The organism is Mucilaginibacter flavus (assembly GCF_030409315.1).
GTDB classification, from domain to species: Bacteria; Bacteroidota; Bacteroidia; order Sphingobacteriales; family Sphingobacteriaceae; genus Mucilaginibacter; species Mucilaginibacter flavus.
On sequence record NZ_JAUFPS010000001.1, the window covers coordinates 1 to 23245 of the forward strand.

The window sequence follows — 23245 nt, forward strand, 5'->3', positions numbered from 1 at the left end:
AAGCTAATTCAGGACACAAATCAACCTGTAAACTCATTACAGGATTAATCTAAAAACTGTAAACTTTTTTTAGGACGAGACAGGCATAATGGTGCGAAGTCTCTGACTTCGCACAGCGTTGGGCTTTTCACGAGTTATACAAATCATACATCAGGCTTAAAAGAACTCAAAAAACTATATAGAATCTGTTTTCCGTAATATGCCTTCGTCTACACATTGGTCAATCAGTTTTTTGGCGTAGTTCCACAAGAATTGTGATCCCCTGCTGATGATGCTTTTTTTCTCAATAACTTTCTCATAAGGCACGTTAAACTCTTTCCATGTACCGCCTTTGTTTGATCTGTTTTGCAGCAGCGGTTCAAACCTATCCATAGCGCGGGCAAATTTTGATTCAGCGGTTTCGCCGGCTTCAAATTCTTCCCAAATGCTGATGAGTTCCTCGGCCTGCGCTTGTGGTAACAGGCCAAATATCCGTTTTGCTGCCGCTAATTCCGCATCTGTATTTTGGTGACTGGTAACGGTATCGTATAAAAAAATATCCCCGGCATCAATCTCCACCACATCATGTATCAGCAGCATTTTTATCACCTTTAAAAGGTCAATGTTCTCATTACTGTGTTCGGCCAATACCACAGCCATTAATGCAAGGTGCCAGCTATGTTCGGCATCATTTTCCGTACGGTTACTGTTAAAAAGGCGTGTTTTACGTTGGATGTATTTTACCTTATCAATTTCGTGAATGAAATCTACCTGTTTTTGGAGTTGCTCAAAGTTCATATGTTATGTTTAAGCATTGCAAATATGCCTCTTTATCGCCAAATAAAAAATCGGTTAAACACCAAACATCACAATAGGGCAGCACCTACATGAAAGCCGCCCACCGTTTTGCCCTGCCAAATCCCCAGTCTCCCAGTCCCATAATCCCAAAGTCCTACAGTCCCCCAAAATCACTTATTCAATTCATAGCCCGCTTTAATCACAGCCTGGTTAACCGCTTTTACCCGGTCGGTTTCCATTTTTTCAACGGCGCGGTCGTAGGTTAGTACGCCGTTAACTTCGTGTTCCACATCGGTAGTTTGGGTGTAAATGGCTACGCTGAGGCCCTTGTACTTCATGAGTTGTTCTACCTCATCTAACAAAAACACATACCTATCGGTAAGGCGTGCTTTGGTTGGTTCGTAATCATAGGCGTTGTTTTCTACGGGCCACATATGATCTCGCACAAAAAGGCCAACGCCGCCAAATTCACCTAAGGATGCCGCGCGATGCTCATCGGGCACCGAAGCGCCGTACGGACCTACGTAAATATGCGTATCCACATAATCGCCGTTACCAGGGTCGCCGTAAGCTTTTTGGTAGCCAGGGTTATTGTTAAAACCAGAGTTACCGTTAACCAGTCTTGAAGGATCATACTGCTTAACCCAATTGGTGATGTTTTTAACATCAAAGGCGCCCCAGTTTTCATTAAAAGGTACCCAGGTGATGATGGATGGCGAATTGTAGTGATCATCCATCACGGCTTTTAATTCCTTTCTGAATTCCTTACGGGTTTTAAGGGTGTCTTCATTTTGATACCAGATGGCCGGCATATCCTGCCAAACAAACAGGCCCATTTTATCGGCCCAGTAATAAAAACGCTGCGGTTCGGTTTTCATATGTTTGCGGATAAGATTATAACCCGCGTTTTTAGCAAAGCTGATATCAAACTTTAATGCTTCTTCGGTAGGCGCGGTTAATACACCATCGGGCCAGTAGCCCTGGTCCAGCAAACCAAGCTGCATGATAAACTTACCGTTAACCAGCGGCCGGGTAACACCATTCAGTTTGCCTAATTTAATATCCCGCATGCCAAAATAACTTTTTACTTCATCGGCTATGCTACCATCGGCATTTTTAAGGCTGATCTTTAAATCATACAAAAAAGGATCATCCGGCGACCAGAGTTTGGCGTCTTTAATAGGAAGATAAAAGTAGGTGCCATTGGCCGATTCTGCTTGCGATACCACTTTGCCGGCATCAAGCGCCACAGCGGTTACTTTGCCCGCGCCCTGGGTATTCACCAGCACTTTTAAACGGCTGTTGACCAAATCGGGCAGTAAACGGATGTTTTCGATATAGGTTTTATTAACCGGCTCCAGCCAAACACTTTGCCAAATGCCCGAGCAAAAAGTATAATCGCCCCGCGGGCCGCTTTTGCCCGATGGCACTCGCCCGTCATTCAAATCATATGCTGCTACCACCAAAGTATTTTTTCCCGCCTTTAAAAATGGGGTAATATTAAAGCTAAAGGCATCATAACTGCCGGCATGTGTACCCGCTTTATGCCCGTTTACAAATAAGCTGGTTTGATGCGCCACAGCATCGAAATGAATAATTACCTGTTTGTTTTTCCAGCCGGAAGGCACCTCGAAACCGCGACGATACCACATATTGATTTCCTGTTTACGCTGTATGCCGGATAGTACCGATTCGGGGCAGTAGGGTACCCTGATTTTATTTACTTCGCCGGTAAAAGCTGCCGGTTTTTGAGGATCGAGGGTGCTTTCTATGTTTTTGCCACCCTGGTAATCCCATTGGCCATTGAGGCAAAGCCAGTCGGTACGTTGCAATTGCGGGCGCGGATATTCGGGGAATGGGATGGGAGCTTCCATAGCCTCTTTGGTCCATTTGGTTGGTAATACAGCCACCTGGGCAAATAAAGCAGAACAACAATTAATGGTAAAAAACAAGGATAGCAAAAGCTGCTTAATCGATTTTTTAATCATGGTTTACAGGTTTACTTTGATGTTAAGCCAAACATAAAATAATTTATCTGATTAGCTGTCTTGATCTGTTATGGGTGTGGTTTTTCTCGCTGTTTCGTAAAGAGGCGTCGTCAGGATAGAAACGGCACATGGATTTTGCTCCTGATTGTTAGTTTTTATTGTTTGCTTTGACACTCTTAGTAAAGAAAATGGGTTAAGTATTTGAATTTTAGATTTTTAAATGCCTACATTTATAATCGTTAAACCCAACCTTAATCATGGCTAAAAAACTTAAACCAGAAGATTATTACAATCATCCGGATGTAACAGGTTCACTCAAAAAGTTGCAGGAAAAATTTGGCGCAAACTACAATAGCTTAATCGTATCAGATACCCTGGATGATGATGGGCATCAATATGTAAACCTTGTTCAAAAAGGCGGTGGTGTTCTCGGCATAGCCCTGGTGGGGTATACCTATATCCTTGAGATGGCCGGTATTCGTTTTCTCAGGCTTGCCGGTACCAGCGCGGGGGCTATTAATACCGCGCTTATGACGGTTATAGGCGATAAAAAAGCCATGAAATCAAACACCATACTTGATTATTTATGTAGTATGGATTTCTTTAGTTTTGTTGATGGGCATCCATTCGCGCGGTGGCTCATCAAAAACTTTATATCAAACAAATCATTCAAAACCACTATGATGGTTGGGTTTGGCGGCATATTTGGTTTCCTGGTATTGATAAGTATATTGGATATTTTGTTTCTTGGCTTTGGTAATAAATATCCCTGTTTGGCGGGGTTTGGGTTGTGGTCGTTTGTATTAACAGGTGCCGATTTGCTGCTTGTTTTGCTGATAGTATCCTATGCCGTTTATCTTTTTGACCGGCTCAAGGCATGCGGTTTTGGCATTAATCCCGGCATCACATTTTACGAATGGATAAAAGAGAAAATGGAGGCCAACGATGTACACAATGTAACCGATTTAAAACAGAAGGCCGAAACATTGCCCCCGCTGCATTTAAGACCCAGTAACAGCGGAACAGTAGATTCACTAACAGGCGACGTTACGTTTATTACGTCTGAACTGGTGACCGAGAACAAAATAGAATTACCCTTGATGTGCGATTTGTTCAGGGAGGATATCAACGAAATTCATCCGGCGGCTTTTGTTCGTTCCTCAATGTCAATTCCGGTGTTTTTTGAATCGTACATCATTAACCAGATTCCTGTAAACAGCAAAGCGGTACAGGATGCATGGAACACGCACCTCAAAATACCGGCAGAATCGATACCCGAAACTGTTCGTTTTGTTGATGGCGGCATGTTATCAAATTTCCCCATCAATATCTTTTATAACCCCAAAGTGATTGAACCACGGTTACCGGCTTTCGGTATTGATCTTGATGATGCCGATCCTAAGAAAAACGATGGGAACAACGCCGCGCAATGGGATTTAGGCAGCTATATATGGCGCCTGTTTAACACCGTGCGGTACTATTATGACAAGGATTTTCTTGAAAAAAATGCCGTGTTTCAAAAAGGGGTAGGGAGCATAAAGCTTTTTGGCATTAACTGGCTTAACTTTTTTTTGAAAGATGATGAAAAACTCGAAATGTTTAGAAAGGGCGCTTTGGCTGCAACAGCGTTCCTTATTGATTTTGACTGGCCCGAATACCAAAAAGAACGGATTGCCATGCAGGTAAAACTCAATGATAAAATGAAACCAGAAAATTAAATAGTTACCCTTAAAAATATTTGTTATGATACTGTTTATTGCCGACACCTGGTGTTACTTTTTAATTTGTTTGGCTGTACTGTTAAGTGCAACTATTGTGATGAGCATACAAAGTCGCGGCTTTGTAACTATGGGGCAGGGGAAGAAGAGCTTTTCTATATTCGACCTTGAATTTCCTGTATCCGGTAAAGCGCTCATCAACCTGATTACAGGCATCGATAAACTGCCCCCGGCAGAAAGTGCCCGATCAAAAAGAGCATTGAAAGGACAGTTATACGTAGATTTTATTTATATGCCCGGTGTTTACCTGGGCATTTTTTTGCTTTGCATGAAAACCGCTACAAAGATTCCAAACGTAGGAGGGTACATATTCGCGGTGCTGGCCTGGTTTCAGTTAATTGCCTGGCTGGGAGATATTATTGAGAACCTCTTTTTACTCGCAAAAATTCGTAACCCCGAGGAAATATCGCCGGGAACATTTAAGGCCTATCAGGTTTTGGAATTAATTAAATGGGGATCGGCCCTGAAAGGCTTTTTTTTCAGCTGCTTCGCGTTATTGTTTTTTTTCGTAACCGGGAAATATGCATCTAATCCATTAAGCTATTTTTATTGCCTGCTTGGCGAATTGTTTCTTTTCGGCTTAATTACTTATCTAACCAGGAAAGTAAAGTAATCGCGCAAGATGCTTATCTGTTTTGTGCAACCGTTTGAAACCGCCGACTTCGGGTAGCGAACTATTTTTATGTAATGTTGATATAAAATCGCCAAGAAACTTATCAATGCATTTTTAAATTATAGCTGCTAACAACAGGGGCAACCACACAAAACCTAAAGCATTTGCAACAAATTCAGAAATGCTTCCTACATAAATAGCTTAGTTTCCGGATACTCCCCGGTAAAATAGTATTATTGTAATAATCGTGTTACAATTAGTAGGGTGTGATATTAGCAACCGGGAGAGGAATTCCTTCGGGGAATTTAATCCCCTTATGCGGAGAGCTTTCCCTGCGAGAACGTTTTCTGATAACTATACCAACGGATTACCTCGGCAATACCGGGATTCTCGGGCGTATATTCGCCTACCATTTTAAAGGCAAGCTCTTTTCCCCGAATGTTTGCATAAGCCAACACATCACCCGTGTTTTGCGCGATATCGCCCTTTCGCGGATCGATTACATAAACCCCGCAATCCAGTTCGGGGATGATAATCATTTCAACACCTTCGTTTACAACAAGCTGGTAAGTTATATCCATGCTTAAACAGCGGCAAATTACATACCATTTATTTACCATGGTAAAGCATATATTCTTGCGCGTAAATAATTTGCTGTTAGCATTAATATATTAATATAACATTGCCGGGCATCCGGTAGTCAGAGACTACCGGCATATTAGTTCGAAGTTGGAGGCTTCGAACAGCGATCTTTTTTTGCACTAAACGAAAACGGCCGGCGAAATCATCCGCCGACCGTTAAGTCCTTTATCTTTTGTCCCAAAGTCCCACCGTCTCAAAGTCCAAAAGTCTGCCAGTCCAATAAGTCCTATAAACTTAGCTCCGCAAAATACTTGTGGAACAACGGGATAGTTTCAATGCCTTTGTAGTAATTGAAAATATCATATTTCTCATTTGGCGAGTGCAGGGCATCGCTATCTAAACCGAAACCCATCAACACGGTTTTAAGGCCTAATTCGGCTTCAAACAGGGCTACAATAGGTATGCTACCACCGCCGCGGGTTGGGATAGGATCTTTACCGAAAGATTCGGCAATGGCTTTTTGAGCCGCCTTGTAGGCAATGCTATCAGTTGGGGTTACAGCCGGTTCGCCGCCATGGTGCGGGGTTACTTTTACTTTAACATTGGCCGGGGCTATGCTCAGGAAATGTTTGGTGAATAGCTCGGTAATTTCTTCAAAGGTTTGGTTAGGCACCAGGCGCATCGAAATTTTGGCATGTGCTTTTGATGGTAGTACCGTTTTAGCGCCTTCGCCAATATAACCGCCCCAAATGCCGTTTACCTCCAGGGTAGGGCGTGTGCCGGTGCGCTCAAAGGTGGTATAACCTTTTTCGCCCCAAAGCTCATCAACTTCCAGGTCTTTTTTGTACTCGGCCTCATCATATGGGGCATTGTTAAGCGCTGTACGTTCTTCGGGTGTTAAATCAACCACCGCGCCGTAAAAACCGGGGATGGTGATGTGGTTATCCTCATCATGCAGCGAAGCTATCATTTTAGCCAGAATGGTGATAGGGTTAGCCACCGCGCCGCCGTAAACGCCAGAATGCAAATCGCGGTTAGGGCCGGTAATTTCAACTTCAACATATGATAAACCACGCAAGCCAGTTTCTAATGATGGGTGCTCCATGCTGATCATCGAGGTATCAGAGATCAAAACCACATCGGCTTTTAGCTTTTCCTTATTGTCTTTTACAAATATCGATAGGTTTGATGAGCCTACCTCTTCCTCGCCCTCAATCATAAATTTAATGTTGCAGGGCAGGGTGTTGGTTTGCATCATTAGCTCAAATGCTTTCACATGCATATAAAACTGACCTTTATCATCACAAGCGCCACGGGCATAAATTTTACCATCGCGCACAGTTGGCTCAAAAGGAGGGGTTTTCCATAACTCCAGCGGATCTGCAGGTTGGACATCGTAATGGCCATAAACCAGCACGGTTGGTTTGCTGCTGTCAATTATCTTTTCGCCATAAACAATAGGGTAGCCGGCCGTTTGGCAAATCTCTACATTATCGGCACCAGCATCGCGCAGGCTTTGTGCTACATAGTCGGCAGTATTTAAAACGTCGGCTTTATATTTAGGGTCGGCACTAACCGAAGGGAAACGCAAAAGGGCAAATAATTCGTCGAGCAAACGTTGCCTGTTATCATCTACATATTGTTTGATGTGCTGCATAATATCAAGTTTGGTGGCAAATATATTGATGTTTGTTGAAGTATGGCGGATTGGGCAGAAAGTTATCATAGCTACTGACGTAGTGCTGCAATTTTCGACGAGGTGCCAAACGGAAAACCTTGTTACGGAGAAAAATTAGGCGGCCTCCGATAGCGGAAATGACGCAGATCGTATGGCGTAGAAGACTCACCCGCCAGCCCGCCTTCGGCGGACGGCACCCTCTCTCCGGCTTCGCCGCATAGAGGGGTTTGAACGATTGACAGTATTTTTATTATATATTATTACACATCAGCCGCCTTCAAACCCCTCTTTCCGCGAAGCGAAGAGAGGGTGGCGGGCGAAGCCTCGTCGGGTGAGTCTTCGTCGGCGTTCAAAACGTTATGCTTTATTTAACCGGTTCATTCTTCTTCCCCACATATTTCTTCAATTCATCCCCAAATGCCGCCCCGCCCAAAAGCAACACCAGCAAAACAGATCCCGCCATGGAGATATCCTCACCCACATAATAAGATGCCGGGTGAAATATAAACTCTACTTTGTGGTTACCCGCAGGTATTGCGGCGGCCCGTAGCAGGTAGTTGGCACGGAAGTAAGGTTTCTCTGCACCGTCAATTAACATCTTCCAGCCCTTATCATAATAAATCTCGGAGAAAACTGCCACGCGCGGAGCAGTCGTAGCCGATTGGTAAACCATATGATCGGGGTTGTAATTAACCAGTTTGATGCTTGCAGTACTATCGGTACAGGCCTGCGTGGTACCTGCGGTGGCCTGGTATTGCTTATCAACCAGAGCTACATCTTTTGGCGAAAAGCCGTTGAGGGCCTGCATTTCTGCATCGGCATTATCAACGTATTTAATACTTTTTACAAACCAGGCGTTGCCGCATGCTTCGGGGTTGGCGTGCAGTACCTGGGCTTGTTGACTTGAGTCGGGCGTAATGATGTATTTAGCGTTCAGCATGTTTAATACCGCAGGGTTTACGTGCTGGCCAAACTGGTTGTCAATCAATTCATCATAACGCTTCATGCGCGCTGCCGAGTAACCGCCTAATGTTTTATGGAAAAATGGGTTTTGCACATCTACCTTAATGCCTGCCGTAGCATCGTAAACCCTAAAATCGGGGTCAGGGTCTTTGGCTATTTGCTGGTCTACCGGTCTTGGGGGTACAGCGGCTTCCTGTTTATCGGTAAAGTTGGCATCCTTTAAATAGCGTTTATCTACCTGCCAAAGATCAACCAATACCAGGGCTAATATTATCAGCGACATAGCTGTAGCTCCTAATTTTTGTTTTATAAACGCCCAGATAATTAAAAAGGTAAGCCCCACAAATACCAGCGACCGGATGGCATCGGCACGTTCAAAAGCCTCCCTGTCTTTTACCAGCGCGTTAACTATCTGGTTGGCCATAGCGCTATCTCCTTTTAAGGCCTGGGTTAAATAACCAACGCCGGTAAGCTGATTGCTTGGTTTAAAACTCAGGAAAATGCCGGGCAGTACAATTAAAACAACAGTTAAACCGCCGGTAATATATAGTGCCAATAACAGTTTTTTAATAAGTGCTTTTTTATCAGCTGTGTTAATAATTTCCTGTATGGCCAAAAATGCCAGTATAGGTACGCACAGGCAGGTAACGGCTAAAATAGACTCTACCACCCTGAATTTATTATAAAGCGGGAAGAATTTTAAAAACACATCTGACAGGTATGGCCAGTTGCCGCCGAATGACAGCAGCATGGTAAGTATTACCGTGCCCAGCAGCCACCACTTAATGCGGTCTTTAACGATGATGAGCCCTAAAACAAACAAAAAGCAGATGCCCGCGCCAAAGTAAAACGGACCGCTGGTGCCACGCAGTTTTTCGCCCCAATATGGCGACAGACCGGGCATAGATGCTATTTGCTGCACATTGCCCAGGGCTTGTTCTTCGGGGATGCCTTTATCTGTAAGTACTTTTATGGTTTCGGAGTTTTGATCTAACAATTCGGGGCCCGAGGCGCCGCCCGACGCGTTGGGCACTAAAAATGTTAAGCTTTCGGCAATGCCCTGGCTGTATTCGTAAATGTAATCTCTTGATAAGCCGTTTTGAGGCTCTTTGGCATTTTGGGTAAGGTTTGATTTACCACGATAGCTGTCTTTACCGTACTCGTAAGTACTCCACAAAACCGAGGCATTTACCGCGAAGGCCAACAGCGAGGCGGCCAACAAATAACCCAATGATTTCAGGTAGGTTGCAACAGCTTTGTTTTTAATGGCGTGGAAAAGCTCGACCCCTAACAGGATGAGTATGGCCATCATTAAATAATACGTCATTTGCAGGTGATTGGCCTTAATCTCCAAAGTAAGTGCCAGCGCCAGCAAAGCCGAGCCAGTTAAATACTTTCCCCGAAAAATTAAAATGATACCCGCCAAAATAGGAGCGAAGAAAGCGATGGCGAAAACCTGGTTGGTATGCCCCGCCGCCAGCAATATCATATTGTATGATGTAAATGTAAATGCTATGGCCCCCGCCGCGGCCAGCCATGGGTTAAGTTTTAATACGATGAACAGCATATACGTGCCCAACAGTAAAACCAACACCATCCCAACCGGACTTGGCAGCGTATAATTAATATAATAAACCAAGTGCGACGCGATATTGGCCGAATAAGGTGCCCAGATTTGGTAAGCGGGCATGCCGCCAAAGATCTGGTTGGTCCACAGGATAGTGGTATCCTTGGCGCGGTAATCCATAATTTCTTTTTGAGTTGATTGCGCGCCCAAAACATCGCCCTGCCCTAAAGTTTTACCCTGAAATGCCGGCGAGAAGTAAATAAAGCAGATTACCAAAAAAACACCTGCAACAGTAAAATGGGTTCCATTGCGCTTAAACCAATTGATCATAGATGGAGTAATTATATATTTTTTAAAAATACAATTATGAGTTAGATAATGGATTTTTGGATTAAAGATTTTTGGACAAAGGAGTAAGGACTTTTGGATTAAAGATTTCTGGATAAAGGAGCAAGGATTTTTTTGGGAGCGACATTTTAAGATAAGGGGATAAAAGCGTTTCAATGATAGGCTTGGGAGGCTCATTAATACCAATTAAAGGTTAGGGGTAACTTAAAAATCAAAAAATCAGAAATCCAACATCCGAAATTCAAATTGTTAACACAGTTGAAAACTTGTAGCGGTTAAAAAATCCGAAATCCAAACAAATTCCTTTAATTTCGCCATTTCAAGAAAAGAGGAAAAGATTTTGGATTATTTACAGGGTTTAAACCCCGAACAAAGGGCAGCAGTTGAACAAACAGACGGACCGGTAATGATTATTGCCGGTGCCGGATCGGGCAAAACAAGGGTGATCACCTATCGGGTGGCGCACTTGATCCGTAAAGGTGTTGATTCATTTAACATACTGGTTTTAACCTTTACCAATAAGGCTGCCCGCGAAATGCGCGAGCGTATTACACATGTTGTTGGCACCGAAGCCAAAAATATCTGGATGGGTACTTTTCACTCGGTATTTGCCAAAATTTTACGTGTGGAGGCCGAAAAAATTGGCTACCCAAGCAACTTTACCATTTACGATACCGACGACAGCAAAAGCGTTTTAAGGGCCATTATAAAAGAAATGAACCTTGATGATAAACTGTACAATGTAAACTTTGTACTTAACCGCATTTCGGCATCAAAAAATAACCTGATATCTTTCCAGGAATATAACAAAAACGAGCAGATCCAGGCCGACGATATGTCGAGCGGTCGCGGTCAGCTCGGCAAAATATACCAGCAATACGCAACACGCTGTTACCGCGCCGGTGCAATGGATTTTGACGATTTGCTGTACAAAACCAACGAGTTGCTCAAACTGCACCCCGATGTACTCAACAAATACCAGCACAAGTTTAAATACCTGATGGTGGATGAGTATCAGGATACTAACTTTTCGCAATACCTGATAGTGAAGAAATTAGCCGCTGTAAATGAAAATTTATGTGTGGTGGGCGATGATGCCCAAAGTATTTATGCTTTCCGCGGTGCCAATATTCAAAACATCCTCAATTTTGAAAAGGATTACCCCGATTTGAAGGTGTTTAAGCTGGAGCAAAATTATCGCTCAACCCAAAATATTGTGAATGTTGCCAACAGCATCATCAGCAATAATAAAGAGCAGTTAAAGAAAAACGTTTTCAGCGAGAAAGAGGCGGGCGATAAAATAAAGATCATGCGTGCCTTTAGTGATAACGAGGAAGGCAAGATGGTGGCCGAAGCCATTATGGAGGATCGCAGCCGCCTGGGTAAAAACTGGGCGCAGTTTGCTATTCTGTACCGTACCAATGCACAGTCGCGATCTATGGAGGAGGCCTTGCGCAAGTTGGGCATCCCATATAAAATTTATGGAGGCCTGTCCTTCTATCAACGTAAAGAGATTAAGGACCTGATAGCATACTTCCGTTTAACGTTTAACCCAAATGACGAGGAAGCGCTTAAACGTGTTATTAACTACCCTAAGCGCGGCATTGGCGATACCAGTGTTGACAAGATCATTGTAAGTGCCGATGCGCACCAGGTTACCCCCTGGGAGGTAATTACCGATCCCGGTAAGTATTTTGATGGTAAGGCCCCGGCTACCCTGGTTGCCTTTGCTACCATGATTCAAAGTTTCCAGGTGCTCGTAAAAAGTAAATCGGCCTATGAGTCGGCCTTGTATATCGCCCAGCATTCGGGCTTGTTGAAGGATTTGTACGAAGATAAATCTGTAGAAGGCTTAAACCGTTACGAAAACATACAGGAGCTTTTAAACGGTATTAAGGAGTTTAGCGAGCGCGAGGATATTGAAGAAAAAGGCCTGGATATTTTTATGCAGGATGTGGCGCTGTTAACCAACGATGATAAGGATAAAAACAAAGATGCGGATACAGTATCTTTGATGACCATACACTCGTCAAAAGGGCTGGAATTTTCGCAGGTAAACGTGGTAGGGCTCGAAGAAAATCTTTTCCCGTCCCAGATGTCGCTCAATTCCCGTAGCGACCTGGAAGAGGAGCGACGCCTGTTTTACGTAGCCGTTACCCGTGCCGAAAGCAAACTTACCATTAGCTACGCTACATCGCGCTTTAAGTTTGGTACGCTCATTAGCTGCGAACCCAGCCGTTTTTTGGATGAGATAGACGCTAAATATCTTGAGCTTGATTATAGTGCCAAGCCATCAAGCAGCAATAATCCGTTTTTTGGTGATGAACGCAAGGCCTGGACAGGCGGCGGCAAACAAGCCGACGCATTTTCAAAGCCTAAGCCGGCAACATCCGCTCCCGTTAAAACTACAGCCATGCTGGCCAAGGCTCACGTGCCTACGGCAGGTTTTACACCTTCAGATACATCAAACCTGCAGGTAGGCATGGAGGTAGAGCATGAGCGTTTTGGCTTTGGCAAGGTAATAAGCCTGGAGGGTGCCAAGCCGGATGTAAAAGCAACCATATTTTTTAAAGAAATAGGGCAAAAGCAGCTGCTGCTTAAATTTGCTAAACTGAGTATTGTTAACAATATAAACTAACAGTTAATCCCCGTTTTTTGTGGAATTGTTTCCCCGGTTTGCGTGTGATTGTGTTTGATTGACACGTGATTTAAAGGTAATTTAACGATGGCATAACGTTTGGATATGTTCTATTAATTAACTTACTATTGATATCCGAAATGAGCGATCACACAAAAAAGAAGACAAATAAGTTTGTCGGCAAAAACATCCGTACACTACGTCACCAGCATGGGTGGAGTCAGGAAGACGTAGCAAACCGTTTAGGTATTTCTATACCGGCGTTTTCGAAAATTGAAACAGGGGTAACCGATATCAATTTATCGAGGCTGGAGCAAATTGCAAATATATTTGAGCTTAATGTTGTGAATCTGCTTGCACTTGATGCCGAAGAGATAGACTTAACACCATCAAACCTAAGCGTAGCCCAGAAAAAACTGGTTGACCGCGAAGCCGAGATAGCTAACCTGCAGCGTAAGGTTATTTTACTGTACGAAGAATTACGTAACAAAGCCGCTGTAGCTGTATAGTTTTGCAAACGTGTGTTGTAAAACTTACATTTAATAGTTCATAATGCACTAAAAACTACACTTTTACGGTATCATAATAGCTTGTTTTATTAAATATTGATTAATAATATTTAACAGTAGGAAACTTTTGTAAAATTTTAATGCCCGTGTAAACATAATAGTTTTATACGGGCGTTTTGTTTTGGTTTTGGAGTAAAAATTGCACGGTGGGTGTATAACTGCAACACACCTATGTCTAACTACCTGATATCTATTTCAAAAAACGAGGCCGTAAAGGATGGAACTATTCATGATCCGCACAGTAAACTTAAGGTAAAAGCTTTTGATATGCTGCGATCAAGATTTACACCCCGTAAAGGCGAAGTACGTTTTTTTGTTACCGCAGGTGAAGAGACAATCGCCTTTGAAACCCAGGGCTACAAAAAGCACCGCCAGCTGCTTATACTACAAATGATATCCTGGTACTGCATTTACCTGGGCCTCATAGAAGCCCAGATACATAGTACACTGCCCTTTAATTAGATTTTTTTAGACAAAGGATTTTTGGACAAAGGACAAAAGACTTTAAGTAATACGGCTAAGAACGCAGGTTTGTAGCTGTATTACTTAAAGTCTTTTAATTTGATCCATATGTTATCTCACCACTCACCCTTTTTTAAATTTCAGCGCTAATTGCGCCAGCATATCGTCATTAACGGGCTGCGCTGGCTCCTCTTTCTTTTTAAAAGGTTTTGGCGGATATTGAGTTTTGGTATGATCGGGTTTGTGAAAATCTTTTTTAGGGTAATCTGCTTTAGGAGCGTCAGTACGTAGAGCCTGGTCTGCCGGTTTTGGCTGGGCAGCTGCTTTAGCATGGCGCTCAGCGGCTTTTTTTGCATTCCAACGGGCGTGAATCTCCTCCAGTTTACGCTTGGTATACAACGGAAAATCGCCCTGCATCATCCATGAATAATAACTTGGCTCGGCATTCAATACATCCTCTACGCGTTTGCCTTTGTGTTTGCCAAAGTTAATGGTTTCTTCGCCCTGCTCATTGTAAACCATGCGGCCTGCAAAATCAACTGGTTTGCTTAGGTTGGTAAACTGATGCAAAGCTTCAACATCGCCTACAACAGGCACGGTAATGTTTCCTTTTTTATCTTCCCATTGTACGTTTTCATAACGCTCAATCTGCGCCAGTAAAACTTCCATGGTAGCGCGGGTATCAGCCTCGGCCGAGTGGGCGTTTTCTATCTTCTTATCGCAATAAAACTGGTAAGCCGCTTTCAGTGTGCGCTGCTCCATTTGGTGGAAAATGTTTTGCACATCTACAAAGTGGCGGCTATCTAAACTAAAATCAATACCGGCGCGCAAAAACTCTTCCATCAGCATCGGGATATCAAACTTATTTGAGTTGTATCCGGCTAAATCACTATCAGCAATAAAATCGGCTACCGACTGGCCAAGGGCTTTAAATTGCGGCTGGTCTTTCACATCCTCGTCATAAATACCGTGTACCAATGATGATTCCAAAGGAATAGGCATACCAGGATTTACACGATAGGTTAAAGCCTCGTCGCTGCCATCGGGCCGCAGTTTTATAACAGATATTTCAACTATACGATCGGCCCCTATATTGGTACCCGTGGTTTCAAGATCAAAAAAGGCCAGCGGGCGTTTTAGTTTTAATTTCATTGTAACTGAATCTGTGATGCTGTAAAGGTCGCAAATGTCATAAAAAGAATCAGCAGAATAAATTTTTTAATTTAAATTAAGATTTAACTTTTATGTTTAAATTAATCCCTTCCTAATTATCGCAATTACAATATGCAAAAACTATTACTTGTTACTTTATTATTCATTGGCATACAACAACTTGCAAACGCTCAGGATTTTGAAAAAAGTGTAACCAGCGAAGACCTTAACCTAAAAAACTACGCGAAAGATACATCAGTACATGCTTTGTTTTTAAATGAATTTGGCAGCAGCCGTATTGACGTGGTTGGCGACGACAATGTACGCCTGATATTTAACTACCACGCACGGGTAAAAATATTTGATGCCAGGGGGCTAACCCAGGGTACAATTGAAATTCCGATACACCATAACGATGAGGTTACCGAGGAGGTTGACGATATTGTTGGCACCACGTACTATAAAGATGATGACGGCCTTATGCGCAGTGCCCCCCTGGATGTAAAAAAGGTTTATACCGTAAAAGATTATAAGTACCGCAGCACCGTTAAATTTGCTTTACCTGGTTTACGCCCCGGCTGCGTTATTGATTTTAGCTATAAAATTACCTCTCCGTACATATCAGAGTTCAGGAACTGGGATTTTCAGGATGAAATACCCAAACTGCACTCTAAATATGAAGTGCATATTCCCGCGTTTTGGGTTTTCAATGCATCAATGCGTGGGCCACTTAAACTATCAGATAGCAAATCTGAACTTGAGCGCGAGTGTTTTACCTCGCATGGTGCTAAATGCGATTGCTCGCACATTACCTACGAGATGAAGGATATCCCGGCTTTTGTATCGGAGGATTACATGACATCGCCCAAAAACTTTGTATCGGCCATTTATTTTGACGAGGTGGAGTGGACCAACCCCTACACCGGTGTAAAAACAGTGGTATCAAAAACATGGAAAGACATTGAATATCAACTTAAAAACGACGAATTTTTCGGCTCGCAATTTAAGCGCAAAGAGTTGATGAAAGACAGAATCACCACGGTGATAGCCGGCAAAACCGATTCGCTTGAAAAAGCCAAAGCAGTTTTCGTTTATTTACAAAAGTGGTTTAAGTGGAATGATATCACCACCATTTATAGTCCAGAGGGCATTAAAAAGGCCTATGAGGCTCATACTGGCACCATTGGCGACATCAACCTTGCACTGGCTGCAGCATTAAGGGCTGCCGATATTAATACCGAGTTGGTTGTACTATCAACCCGTAACAATGGTGCCATTAATATGCTTTATCCTGTAATAAATGATTTTGACTATGTGATAGTTAAGGTAAATATTGGCGGCAAAAGCTACCTGCTTGATGCCACCGACCCGCTATTATCATTCGGATTATTGCCGCTTAAATGTTTGAATGATAAAGGCAGGGTGATTAGCCTCGATAAACCATCTTACTGGATTGAGCTTAGCGGCCTGCAAAAAGAAGCTGTTACCCGTACCCTTGATTTAACGCTGCTTGAAAACGGTAAATTGAAAGGCAACATTGTTAATTATTATACGGGTTACGATGCTTACGAAAAACGCAAAGCCATCAAAAAATTCAATTCGGTTGATGAATATGTAGAAAATTTGGATGAGAAGTTGCCTAAGGTAAAAATCTTGAAATCGAACATCAGCAATGTGGATAGTCTGGACCTGCCTATTGGCGAAAGTTTTGAGGTAGAGGTTGACGCTTTTGATAACCTTAACCACAATAAACTTGTTTTCAACCCGTTTTTTTGGGGTAAGGTAACCACTAATCCTTTTAAACTTGCCGAACGTGATTACCCGGTTGACTGGGGCATGCCATCTGACGAACGACTTGTTTTAACCATGCACCTCCCTAATGGTTACGTTGTTGAAAATCCGCCGCAGGTAGCCGCGTTTAAAATGCCTAACGGAGGCGGTATGTATGCGGCCACGTTTGATAATGTTGAAAATACCTTTACCTTTTCAAACATCATAAGATTTGCCAAGCCCATTTATACTTCAGAAGAATATCCTTATCTTAAGGAGCTTTACAACAAAATTATACTTACCGAAAAAGCCGACATGGTTTTTGTGAAAAAATAAATGAAAGTACTTACTAATTTATTATTGTTGCTTGCGCTAAGTACCCGCGCTGTTGCACAGGAAAACTACGATACATCTTTAATACCTAAAGAACTTTTGCCCTACGCCAGCGCCGTTGTGCGCAATAATGAAATAAGCATTGAGGTAAAAGATTTGGATAACACCTATTACCGCATTAAAACCGCGGTAACTGTATTAAATAAAAATGGCGACGACGAAGCCGACGTGGTGGTTTTTCATGATAAGGCAAACCTGATTAAAAATATAAAAGGAGTGGTTTACAACCAGTTTGGCAAACCCATTGGCAAGTTTTCTGAAAGTGATTTTCAGGACGATGGCGCGGTAAGTCAGTCGTCGTTATTTGAAGATACCAAGGTTAAACATTACCAGCCGGCTGTAACAGATTATCCTTATACCGTGGTGTATGAATATGAGTTTAAATCAAAACAGACCTTAAGTTTTGCGGATTGGGAACCCAAGCCATCGCCCGATGTATCTGTTGAAAAAAGCTCCTATACCTTTAGCTGCAAGCCCGATTTTAAAATACGCTATAAAGAACTTAATATACTCACCCCGGTAGTAAAAGGTACTAATAAACAGGGCGAGGATACTTACACCTGGCAGGTTAGCAACATTAAAGCATCAAAATATGAACCTTATAGCCCGGTGTATGAAAAAATGAATGCCCGCGTCAAAGTTTCGCCACAGGCGGGGTTTAACTACCTGGGGGTATCGGGCTCTTTTAATGATTGGAACGGCATGGGCAAATGGATTTATGATAAGTTGCTGTCATCGCGCAAAGCATTGCCCCAAAGCACCATCAGCAAAATGCAGGAAATTACTGCCGGCATTGCCGATCCTAAAGAAAAAGCTAAAAAGATTTACGAATATATGCAGGGCAAAACCCATTACATTAGCGTACAGGTGGGTATAGGCGGATATCAGCCGTTTTTGGCCAGCGACGTAGATCAGCAAAATTATGGCGATTGCAAAGCGCTGGTAAACTACACGCAGTCGTTACTAAAAGCGGTTGATATTGATTCTTATTACTGCATTGTTAAATCGGGATCGTTAAAAAGTAGTCCGCTTGCTGATTTTGCGAGCATGAACCAGTTTGATCACGTAATCCTTTGCCTGCCTTTTAAAAGCGATACCACCTTTTTAGAGTGTACCAGTCAGCAAATTCCATTTGGCTTTTTAGGCGACTTTACCGACGATAGGGACGTATTGGCGTGCACGCCAAACGGCGGCCGGCTTATTCATACGCCTAAGTATACCGCCCAAAACAACCTGCAGCAATGCAAGGCCAGTTTTACCTTGGATGCTACCGGACAACTTACCGGCGATATGACTACCACATTTAGGGGTACACAATATGAAAACCGTGAAGGTATTATACACGAAGCCCCTAAAGAACAGGTTAAAAGCCTTCAGCGTGAGTATCCTATCAATAACCTTGATATTGAAAAATTCGGCTATAAACAGGATAAAAAGATTCAGCCGGTAACTACCGAAACCATTAAACTTATCGCACCGGACTATGGATCTGTGGCTAATGGCAAAATAGATTTTATAGCCAACGCCATAAATAGGGTTGGCAGCGTACCCAAGGAAGTACGCAACCGCCATACCGATCTTTATATAAACCGGGGTTATACCGACGAAGATGAGATTACCTATAAATTACCTAAAGGCTACCATGTAGATATCCGCCCGGCACCGCTCAACATCGAAAAACCATTTGGTAAATTTTCGGCGCAGATTACTGTAGTGGGTGACGAACTGGTGTACAAACGTAAAATACAAGTAAATGAAGGCACTTATAACAAAGATTTATACCAGGAATTTGTAGATTTTTACCAAGCCGCCACTGAAAGCGACAACAGCAACGTAACGCTGGTTAAAGATAACTGAAGATAATAATACCTAAAACGATACCAACAACCATGATCACGTAAAGAGCGATCTCGGTACCGGCAAACTTTTTATACTTTGTCCAAAAGGAGTATTGTTCTTTTTCTTTCGACATATTTTGGGAGCAAAGATAAAGGATTTTTGGATGAAGGACGGAAGGACAAAAGACTTTTGATTTAGAGTGTTCGATCTCCGTTTTTTTTCTGAACCGGAATTAAACAGATTTGTTGGGTTATCAGGGTTTTAATTGTTCCGGGCCGGAAGTTATTGAATTAAAGAATTTACCCCACAATCAAACTCACCGCGCCATACTGCCGGCTTCGGGGGCAGGGGCAGGTTTATTTGCCTTTTTGAGACTGCTGCATGCCGTAAGTATCATGGTGGCAACCAGTAAAAAAATCACCAACGCGTTTTTATAGCTGTCAAACGTACTCATTTTCAAAGCGATCATAATACTACTTCACTATTTGACATAAATTTAAAGAAAAAATAGATTCATGAATTGCGATAGTTTTAAAAAAATGACTCAATGATGCGCAGGCAATGACTCAATGACCTAATGACCAATGACGCGCAGCAAATGACTATCGACTATTGACCAACCTGCCCAATTGCATCATTAACAGAACCACCGCGGGAGAAGTATTTGTATAGTGATGGGTCGCGTAGTTTTACGATGATTACACCACGGCGGGAGCTGGCATGTACTACATAACCGTTTTGCAGGTAAATACCTACGTGGCTAAATTGTTTGCCGTCGAAATCGAAGAATACCAGATCGCCTTCTTTGAGGTCTTCCTCATATTTGCGTTTAATAACGGTGATCTGTTTGCTGGTCATGCGGGGAATGGTGATGCCGTACACCTGCTGCTCCAACAAAAAAGCCAGGCCAGAACAGTCAATGCCGTCTTTATCAAGTCCGCCAAATTTGTAGGGAGTGCCCATCCATTGCTCAATAAAGGCGTACAACCTGCCGTTTTCAATATCGCTTTTATTTACGCCCATGATATCTGAATATTTGGAAGCCAGGTCGCCATTGGGTTTCACTACTTCGCCCGGTTCGCCGCGCATAACAGCTTTACGGCTATGGCAGGAGGTTAATACTATCGGCACAAAAAACAAAACGAAGCAATATAAAAGGAGGCGATGTTTAGTCATACAGTAAAAGTAGGGGTTAACAAGATTTTGAAGGGAAGGATGTTTTTAACATATCCACATAGATGCGTAGATGTGTGGATTTCAGATGTGCAGATGATTTTTCTGAACCGGGATTAAGCAGATTATTGAGATTATACAAGATTTTTTATTTGCATGTTGTGGACAAAACAACACTCAAATAAAAAAAATCCAGTACAAGACGCAAGTCAAAATCCAAAAAATCCGATTAATCAGCTTAATTCCGGTTCAGAAATCCGCACATCTGAAATCTAAAATCTGCAGATCTACTACGATTTTATCACCCGCTGTATCTCATCCAGCTTCATCAGTGCTTCAACCGGGGTTAGGGTGTTTACATCGAGGTTGTTTAGCGTATCGCGGATTTTTACCAGTACCGGGTCATCTATCGAAAACATTTGCATTTGTACGGCTTGCTTCTGCACTTTGCGGATGCTCTCTTTAATATGCTCGCCACCGGTACGTTCGTTCTCTAACTTCTTCAGTATCTCGTTGGCCCTACTCAACACTTTCGGCGGCATACCAGCCAGTTTGGCCACGTGAATACCAAAGCTGTGTTCGCTGCCGCCAGGTACCAGCTTACGCAAAAAGATAATTTGCTGCCCTACCTCCTTAACCGATACGTTGAAGTTTTTAATACGGTTAAAGCTGTTGCTTAGCTCGTTCAATTCGTGATAGTGCGTTGCAAACAGCGTTTTGGCTTTCGCAGCCGGGTGGTTGTGCAGATACTCGGCTATAGACCATGCGATGGAGATACCATCGTAGGTTGATGTACCCCGGCCGATCTCGTCCAGCAGAATCAAACTCCTGTCAGATATGTTGTTGAGGATACTTGCCGTCTCGTTCATCTCCACCATAAAGGTTGATTCGCCCGACGAAAGGTTATCAGATGCCCCTACTCTTGTAAATATCTTATCTACCAAACCAATGGAAGCAGCTTTGGCGGGCACGTAACACCCCATTTGCGCCATCAATACAATTAAACCGGTTTGCCTTAACAAGGCCGATTTACCCGCCATGTTGGGGCCGGTAATGATGATGATCTGTTGCGTCTCTGAATCAAGATAAACATCATTGGTGATATAGCTTTCGCCCAGGGGCAAATTCTTTTCAATAACCGGGTGGCGGCCACCTTTAATATCCAACACCCTGCTATCGCTCATTTGCGGCTTCACGTAATAGTTTTTGATAGATATGGTTGCAAAGTTAAGCAGCACATCTAAACGGGCTATCAGTTGGGCGTTCAGTTGAATAGGTTTAATATACTCGGCAAGCGAGTACATCAAATCGTTATATAGGCGGGTTTCCAGCACAAAGATTTTCTCTTCGGCACCCAGTATCTGCTCTTCGTACTCTTTAAGTTCGGGGGTTATGTAGCGCTCGGCATTCACCAAGGTTTGCTTGCGTATCCACTCTGTGGGTACTTTATCACGGTGACTGTGTGTTACCTCCAGGTAGTAGCCAAACACGTTATTAAAAGATACTTTTAAGGATGGGATGCCGGTGGCTTCGGCCTCGCGTTTCTGAATTTCAAGCAGGTAACCTTTACCGCCGAAAGCGATTTTGCGCAGCCTATCCAGTTCCTCATTAATCCCTTCATTCATTACCGAGCCTTTGGCAACCATAACGGGAGGTTCGGCACTTAGTTCGCGCTCAATTCTTTCGCAAATGGTTACACAAGGATTTAGCTGTTCGCCAATGGCACGCAGCGGGGTACTTTCCGAAGCTTCAGCAACTTTTTTAATGGAGCCAATAGCCATCAACGCTTTTTTAAGCTGGCAAACCTCGCGTGGGTTGGCCTTTTGTAAACCAATTTTCGAGATTAACCGCTCAAGGTCGCCAATCTGGCGAATGCTGTTCTGTAATTCTTCGCGCAACTGCTCCTGGGCTATCATGTATTCTACAACGCCAAGCCGGTCGTTAATAGGTTTAATTTCCTTTAGCGGCATCACTATCCAGCGGCGCAGCAAACGCGCGCCCATTGGTGAGCAGGTTTGATCGAGCACGTTAACGAGGGTAAGAGCGTTCTCATTGGTTGATCCTACCAGCTCCAGGTTGCGCACACTAAACCTATCCAGCCATAAATAACGATCTTCTTCTATACGAGCGATCGAGCTGATGTGCTGCAGGTTACGGTGTTCGGTTTCATTTAAGTAATGAATAGCCACACCCGCGGCAATAATGCCCAGGTTAAGCTTATCAATACCAAAGCCTTTTAATGATTTTACGCCGAAGTGTTTTAACAGCGTTTCAGTGGCGTAGTCGCCGCTGTAGGGCCATTCGTCAAGCGCGTAGGTATAAAAGCGGTCGCCGTAATCATCTTTAAAATCGCGACTGCGGCTTTTGGGGTAAATCACCTCACTGGGCGAAAAACTTTGCAGCAGTTTATCTATATAATCACTGTTACCCTGCGCGGTTAAAAACTCGCCGGTTGATATATCGATCAAAGCAATACCAATGCTGTTTTTTTCAAAATGCAGCGATGCCAGGTAGTTGTTACTTTTTTGATTAAGGATATTATCATTAGTGGCCACCCCGGGGGTTACCAGTTCGGTAACGCCGCGCTTAACAATGGTTTTGGTAGTTTTAGGATCTTCCAGCTGATCGCAAATAGCAACGCGCTGCCCGGCCCTCACCAACTTGGGTAAATAGGTATCTAATGAATGGTGCGGAAACCCGGCAAGTTCGGTATGCGTACCCGGTCCGTTGCCACGGCGGGTAAGCACAATGCCCAATATACCGGCGGCCTTAACGGCATCCTCGCCAAACGTTTCATAAAAATCACCCACGCGAAAAAGCAGCAAAGCACCAGGGTACTTTGCCTTTATGGCGTTATATTGCTGCATTAAGGGGGTTTCTTTGGTAGTATCTTTAGCCAAGCGGTTTACTCCTTTTGTTAATCGGGTAAAGTTAATGCATTGGGTGCGCTTTTAA

General features: G+C 43.3%; 17 protein-coding genes. 7 read left to right on the top strand and 10 right to left on the bottom strand.

Going from position 1 to position 23245, the window contains the following annotated elements; translation table 11 throughout:
• Positions 1-174 precede the first annotated feature (174 nt).
• Together QWZ17_RS00005 and QWZ17_RS00010 are read right to left on the bottom strand one after the other, a co-directional pair.
• The gene (locus tag QWZ17_RS00005) at positions 175-777 is read right to left on the bottom strand and encodes an HD domain-containing protein (RefSeq protein WP_290302745.1); all 603 of its coding nucleotides are present in this window, start codon (positions 775-777) and stop codon (positions 175-177) included.
• A gap of 170 nt (positions 778-947) precedes the next feature.
• Positions 948-2765, bottom strand: coding sequence for a glycoside hydrolase family 2 protein (locus QWZ17_RS00010; protein WP_290302746.1), 1818 nt, complete (start codon positions 2763-2765; stop codon positions 948-950).
• A 257-nt stretch (positions 2766-3022) separates the two neighbouring features.
• Here QWZ17_RS00010 and QWZ17_RS00015 point away from each other — a divergent pair, with 257 nt between their 5' ends.
• Entirely contained in the window at positions 3023-4483 is a 1461-nt protein-coding gene (locus tag QWZ17_RS00015; protein ID WP_290302747.1) for a patatin-like phospholipase family protein, read from the top strand.
• Between the two features lie 25 nt (positions 4484-4508).
• Entirely contained in the window at positions 4509-5156 is a 648-nt protein-coding gene (locus tag QWZ17_RS00020; protein ID WP_290302748.1) for a hypothetical protein, read from the top strand.
• Between the two features lie 314 nt (positions 5157-5470).
• Here QWZ17_RS00020 and QWZ17_RS00025 read toward each other — a convergent pair whose 3' ends face one another.
• The 3 genes from QWZ17_RS00025 to QWZ17_RS00035 all read right to left on the bottom strand — a co-directional run bounded on the left by QWZ17_RS00025 (position 5471) and on the right by QWZ17_RS00035 (position 10276).
• Positions 5471-5737 (bottom strand): hypothetical protein, encoded by a 267-nt coding sequence (locus QWZ17_RS00025; protein WP_290302749.1) that lies wholly within the window; start codon positions 5735-5737, stop codon positions 5471-5473.
• A 287-nt stretch (positions 5738-6024) separates the two neighbouring features.
• A complete protein-coding gene (locus tag QWZ17_RS00030) occupies positions 6025-7395 on the bottom strand; it encodes a dipeptidase (protein WP_290302832.1) in 1371 nt (456 codons plus the stop codon).
• A gap of 385 nt (positions 7396-7780) precedes the next feature.
• Positions 7781-10276 (bottom strand): YfhO family protein, encoded by a 2496-nt coding sequence (locus tag QWZ17_RS00035; protein WP_290302750.1) that lies wholly within the window; start codon positions 10274-10276, stop codon positions 7781-7783.
• A 358-nt stretch (positions 10277-10634) separates the two neighbouring features.
• Here QWZ17_RS00035 and QWZ17_RS00040 point away from each other — a divergent pair, with 358 nt between their 5' ends.
• The 3 genes from QWZ17_RS00040 to QWZ17_RS00050 all read left to right on the top strand — a co-directional run bounded on the left by QWZ17_RS00040 (position 10635) and on the right by QWZ17_RS00050 (position 13963).
• Positions 10635-12932: an ATP-dependent helicase gene (locus tag QWZ17_RS00040; protein ID WP_290302751.1), complete on the top strand. Its 2298-nt coding sequence runs from the start codon at positions 10635-10637 to the stop codon at positions 12930-12932.
• A gap of 140 nt (positions 12933-13072) precedes the next feature.
• Positions 13073-13441, top strand: a complete 369-nt coding sequence (locus QWZ17_RS00045) for a helix-turn-helix domain-containing protein (protein WP_290302752.1) — start codon at positions 13073-13075, stop codon at positions 13439-13441.
• Positions 13442-13672: 231 nt separating this feature from the next.
• On the top strand, positions 13673-13963 hold the full coding sequence (locus QWZ17_RS00050; protein WP_290302753.1) for a hypothetical protein: 291 nt from the start codon (positions 13673-13675) through the stop codon (positions 13961-13963).
• A 123-nt stretch (positions 13964-14086) separates the two neighbouring features.
• Here QWZ17_RS00050 and QWZ17_RS00055 read toward each other — a convergent pair whose 3' ends face one another.
• On the bottom strand, positions 14087-15115 hold the full coding sequence (locus QWZ17_RS00055; RefSeq protein ID WP_290302754.1) for a 3'-5' exonuclease: 1029 nt from the start codon (positions 15113-15115) through the stop codon (positions 14087-14089).
• A 132-nt stretch (positions 15116-15247) separates the two neighbouring features.
• Here QWZ17_RS00055 and QWZ17_RS00060 point away from each other — a divergent pair, with 132 nt between their 5' ends.
• Positions 15248-17221, top strand: a complete 1974-nt coding sequence (locus QWZ17_RS00060; RefSeq protein WP_290302755.1) for a DUF3858 domain-containing protein — start codon at positions 15248-15250, stop codon at positions 17219-17221.
• Complete coding sequence (locus QWZ17_RS00065; protein WP_290302756.1) at positions 17222-19135, top strand: DUF3857 domain-containing protein; 1914 nt, start codon at positions 17222-17224, stop codon at positions 19133-19135.
• On the opposite strand, the gene QWZ17_RS00070 is transcribed toward QWZ17_RS00065, so the two are convergent.
• The 4 genes from QWZ17_RS00070 to mutS all read right to left on the bottom strand — a co-directional run bounded on the left by QWZ17_RS00070 (position 19122) and on the right by mutS (position 23190).
• Positions 19122-19250, bottom strand: a complete 129-nt coding sequence (locus QWZ17_RS00070) for a hypothetical protein (RefSeq protein WP_290302757.1) — start codon at positions 19248-19250, stop codon at positions 19122-19124. The genes QWZ17_RS00065 and QWZ17_RS00070 overlap by 14 nt on opposite strands.
• Before the next feature lie 183 nt (positions 19251-19433).
• On the bottom strand, positions 19434-19586 hold the full coding sequence (locus QWZ17_RS00075) for a hypothetical protein (protein ID WP_290302758.1): 153 nt from the start codon (positions 19584-19586) through the stop codon (positions 19434-19436).
• Positions 19587-19726: 140 nt separating this feature from the next.
• Positions 19727-20293 (bottom strand): C40 family peptidase, encoded by a 567-nt coding sequence (locus tag QWZ17_RS00080; RefSeq protein ID WP_290302759.1) that lies wholly within the window; start codon positions 20291-20293, stop codon positions 19727-19729.
• Positions 20294-20580: 287 nt separating this feature from the next.
• The gene (mutS, locus tag QWZ17_RS00085) at positions 20581-23190 is read right to left on the bottom strand and encodes a DNA mismatch repair protein MutS (protein WP_290302760.1); all 2610 of its coding nucleotides are present in this window, start codon (positions 23188-23190) and stop codon (positions 20581-20583) included.
• Positions 23191-23245: the final 55 nt, after the last annotated feature.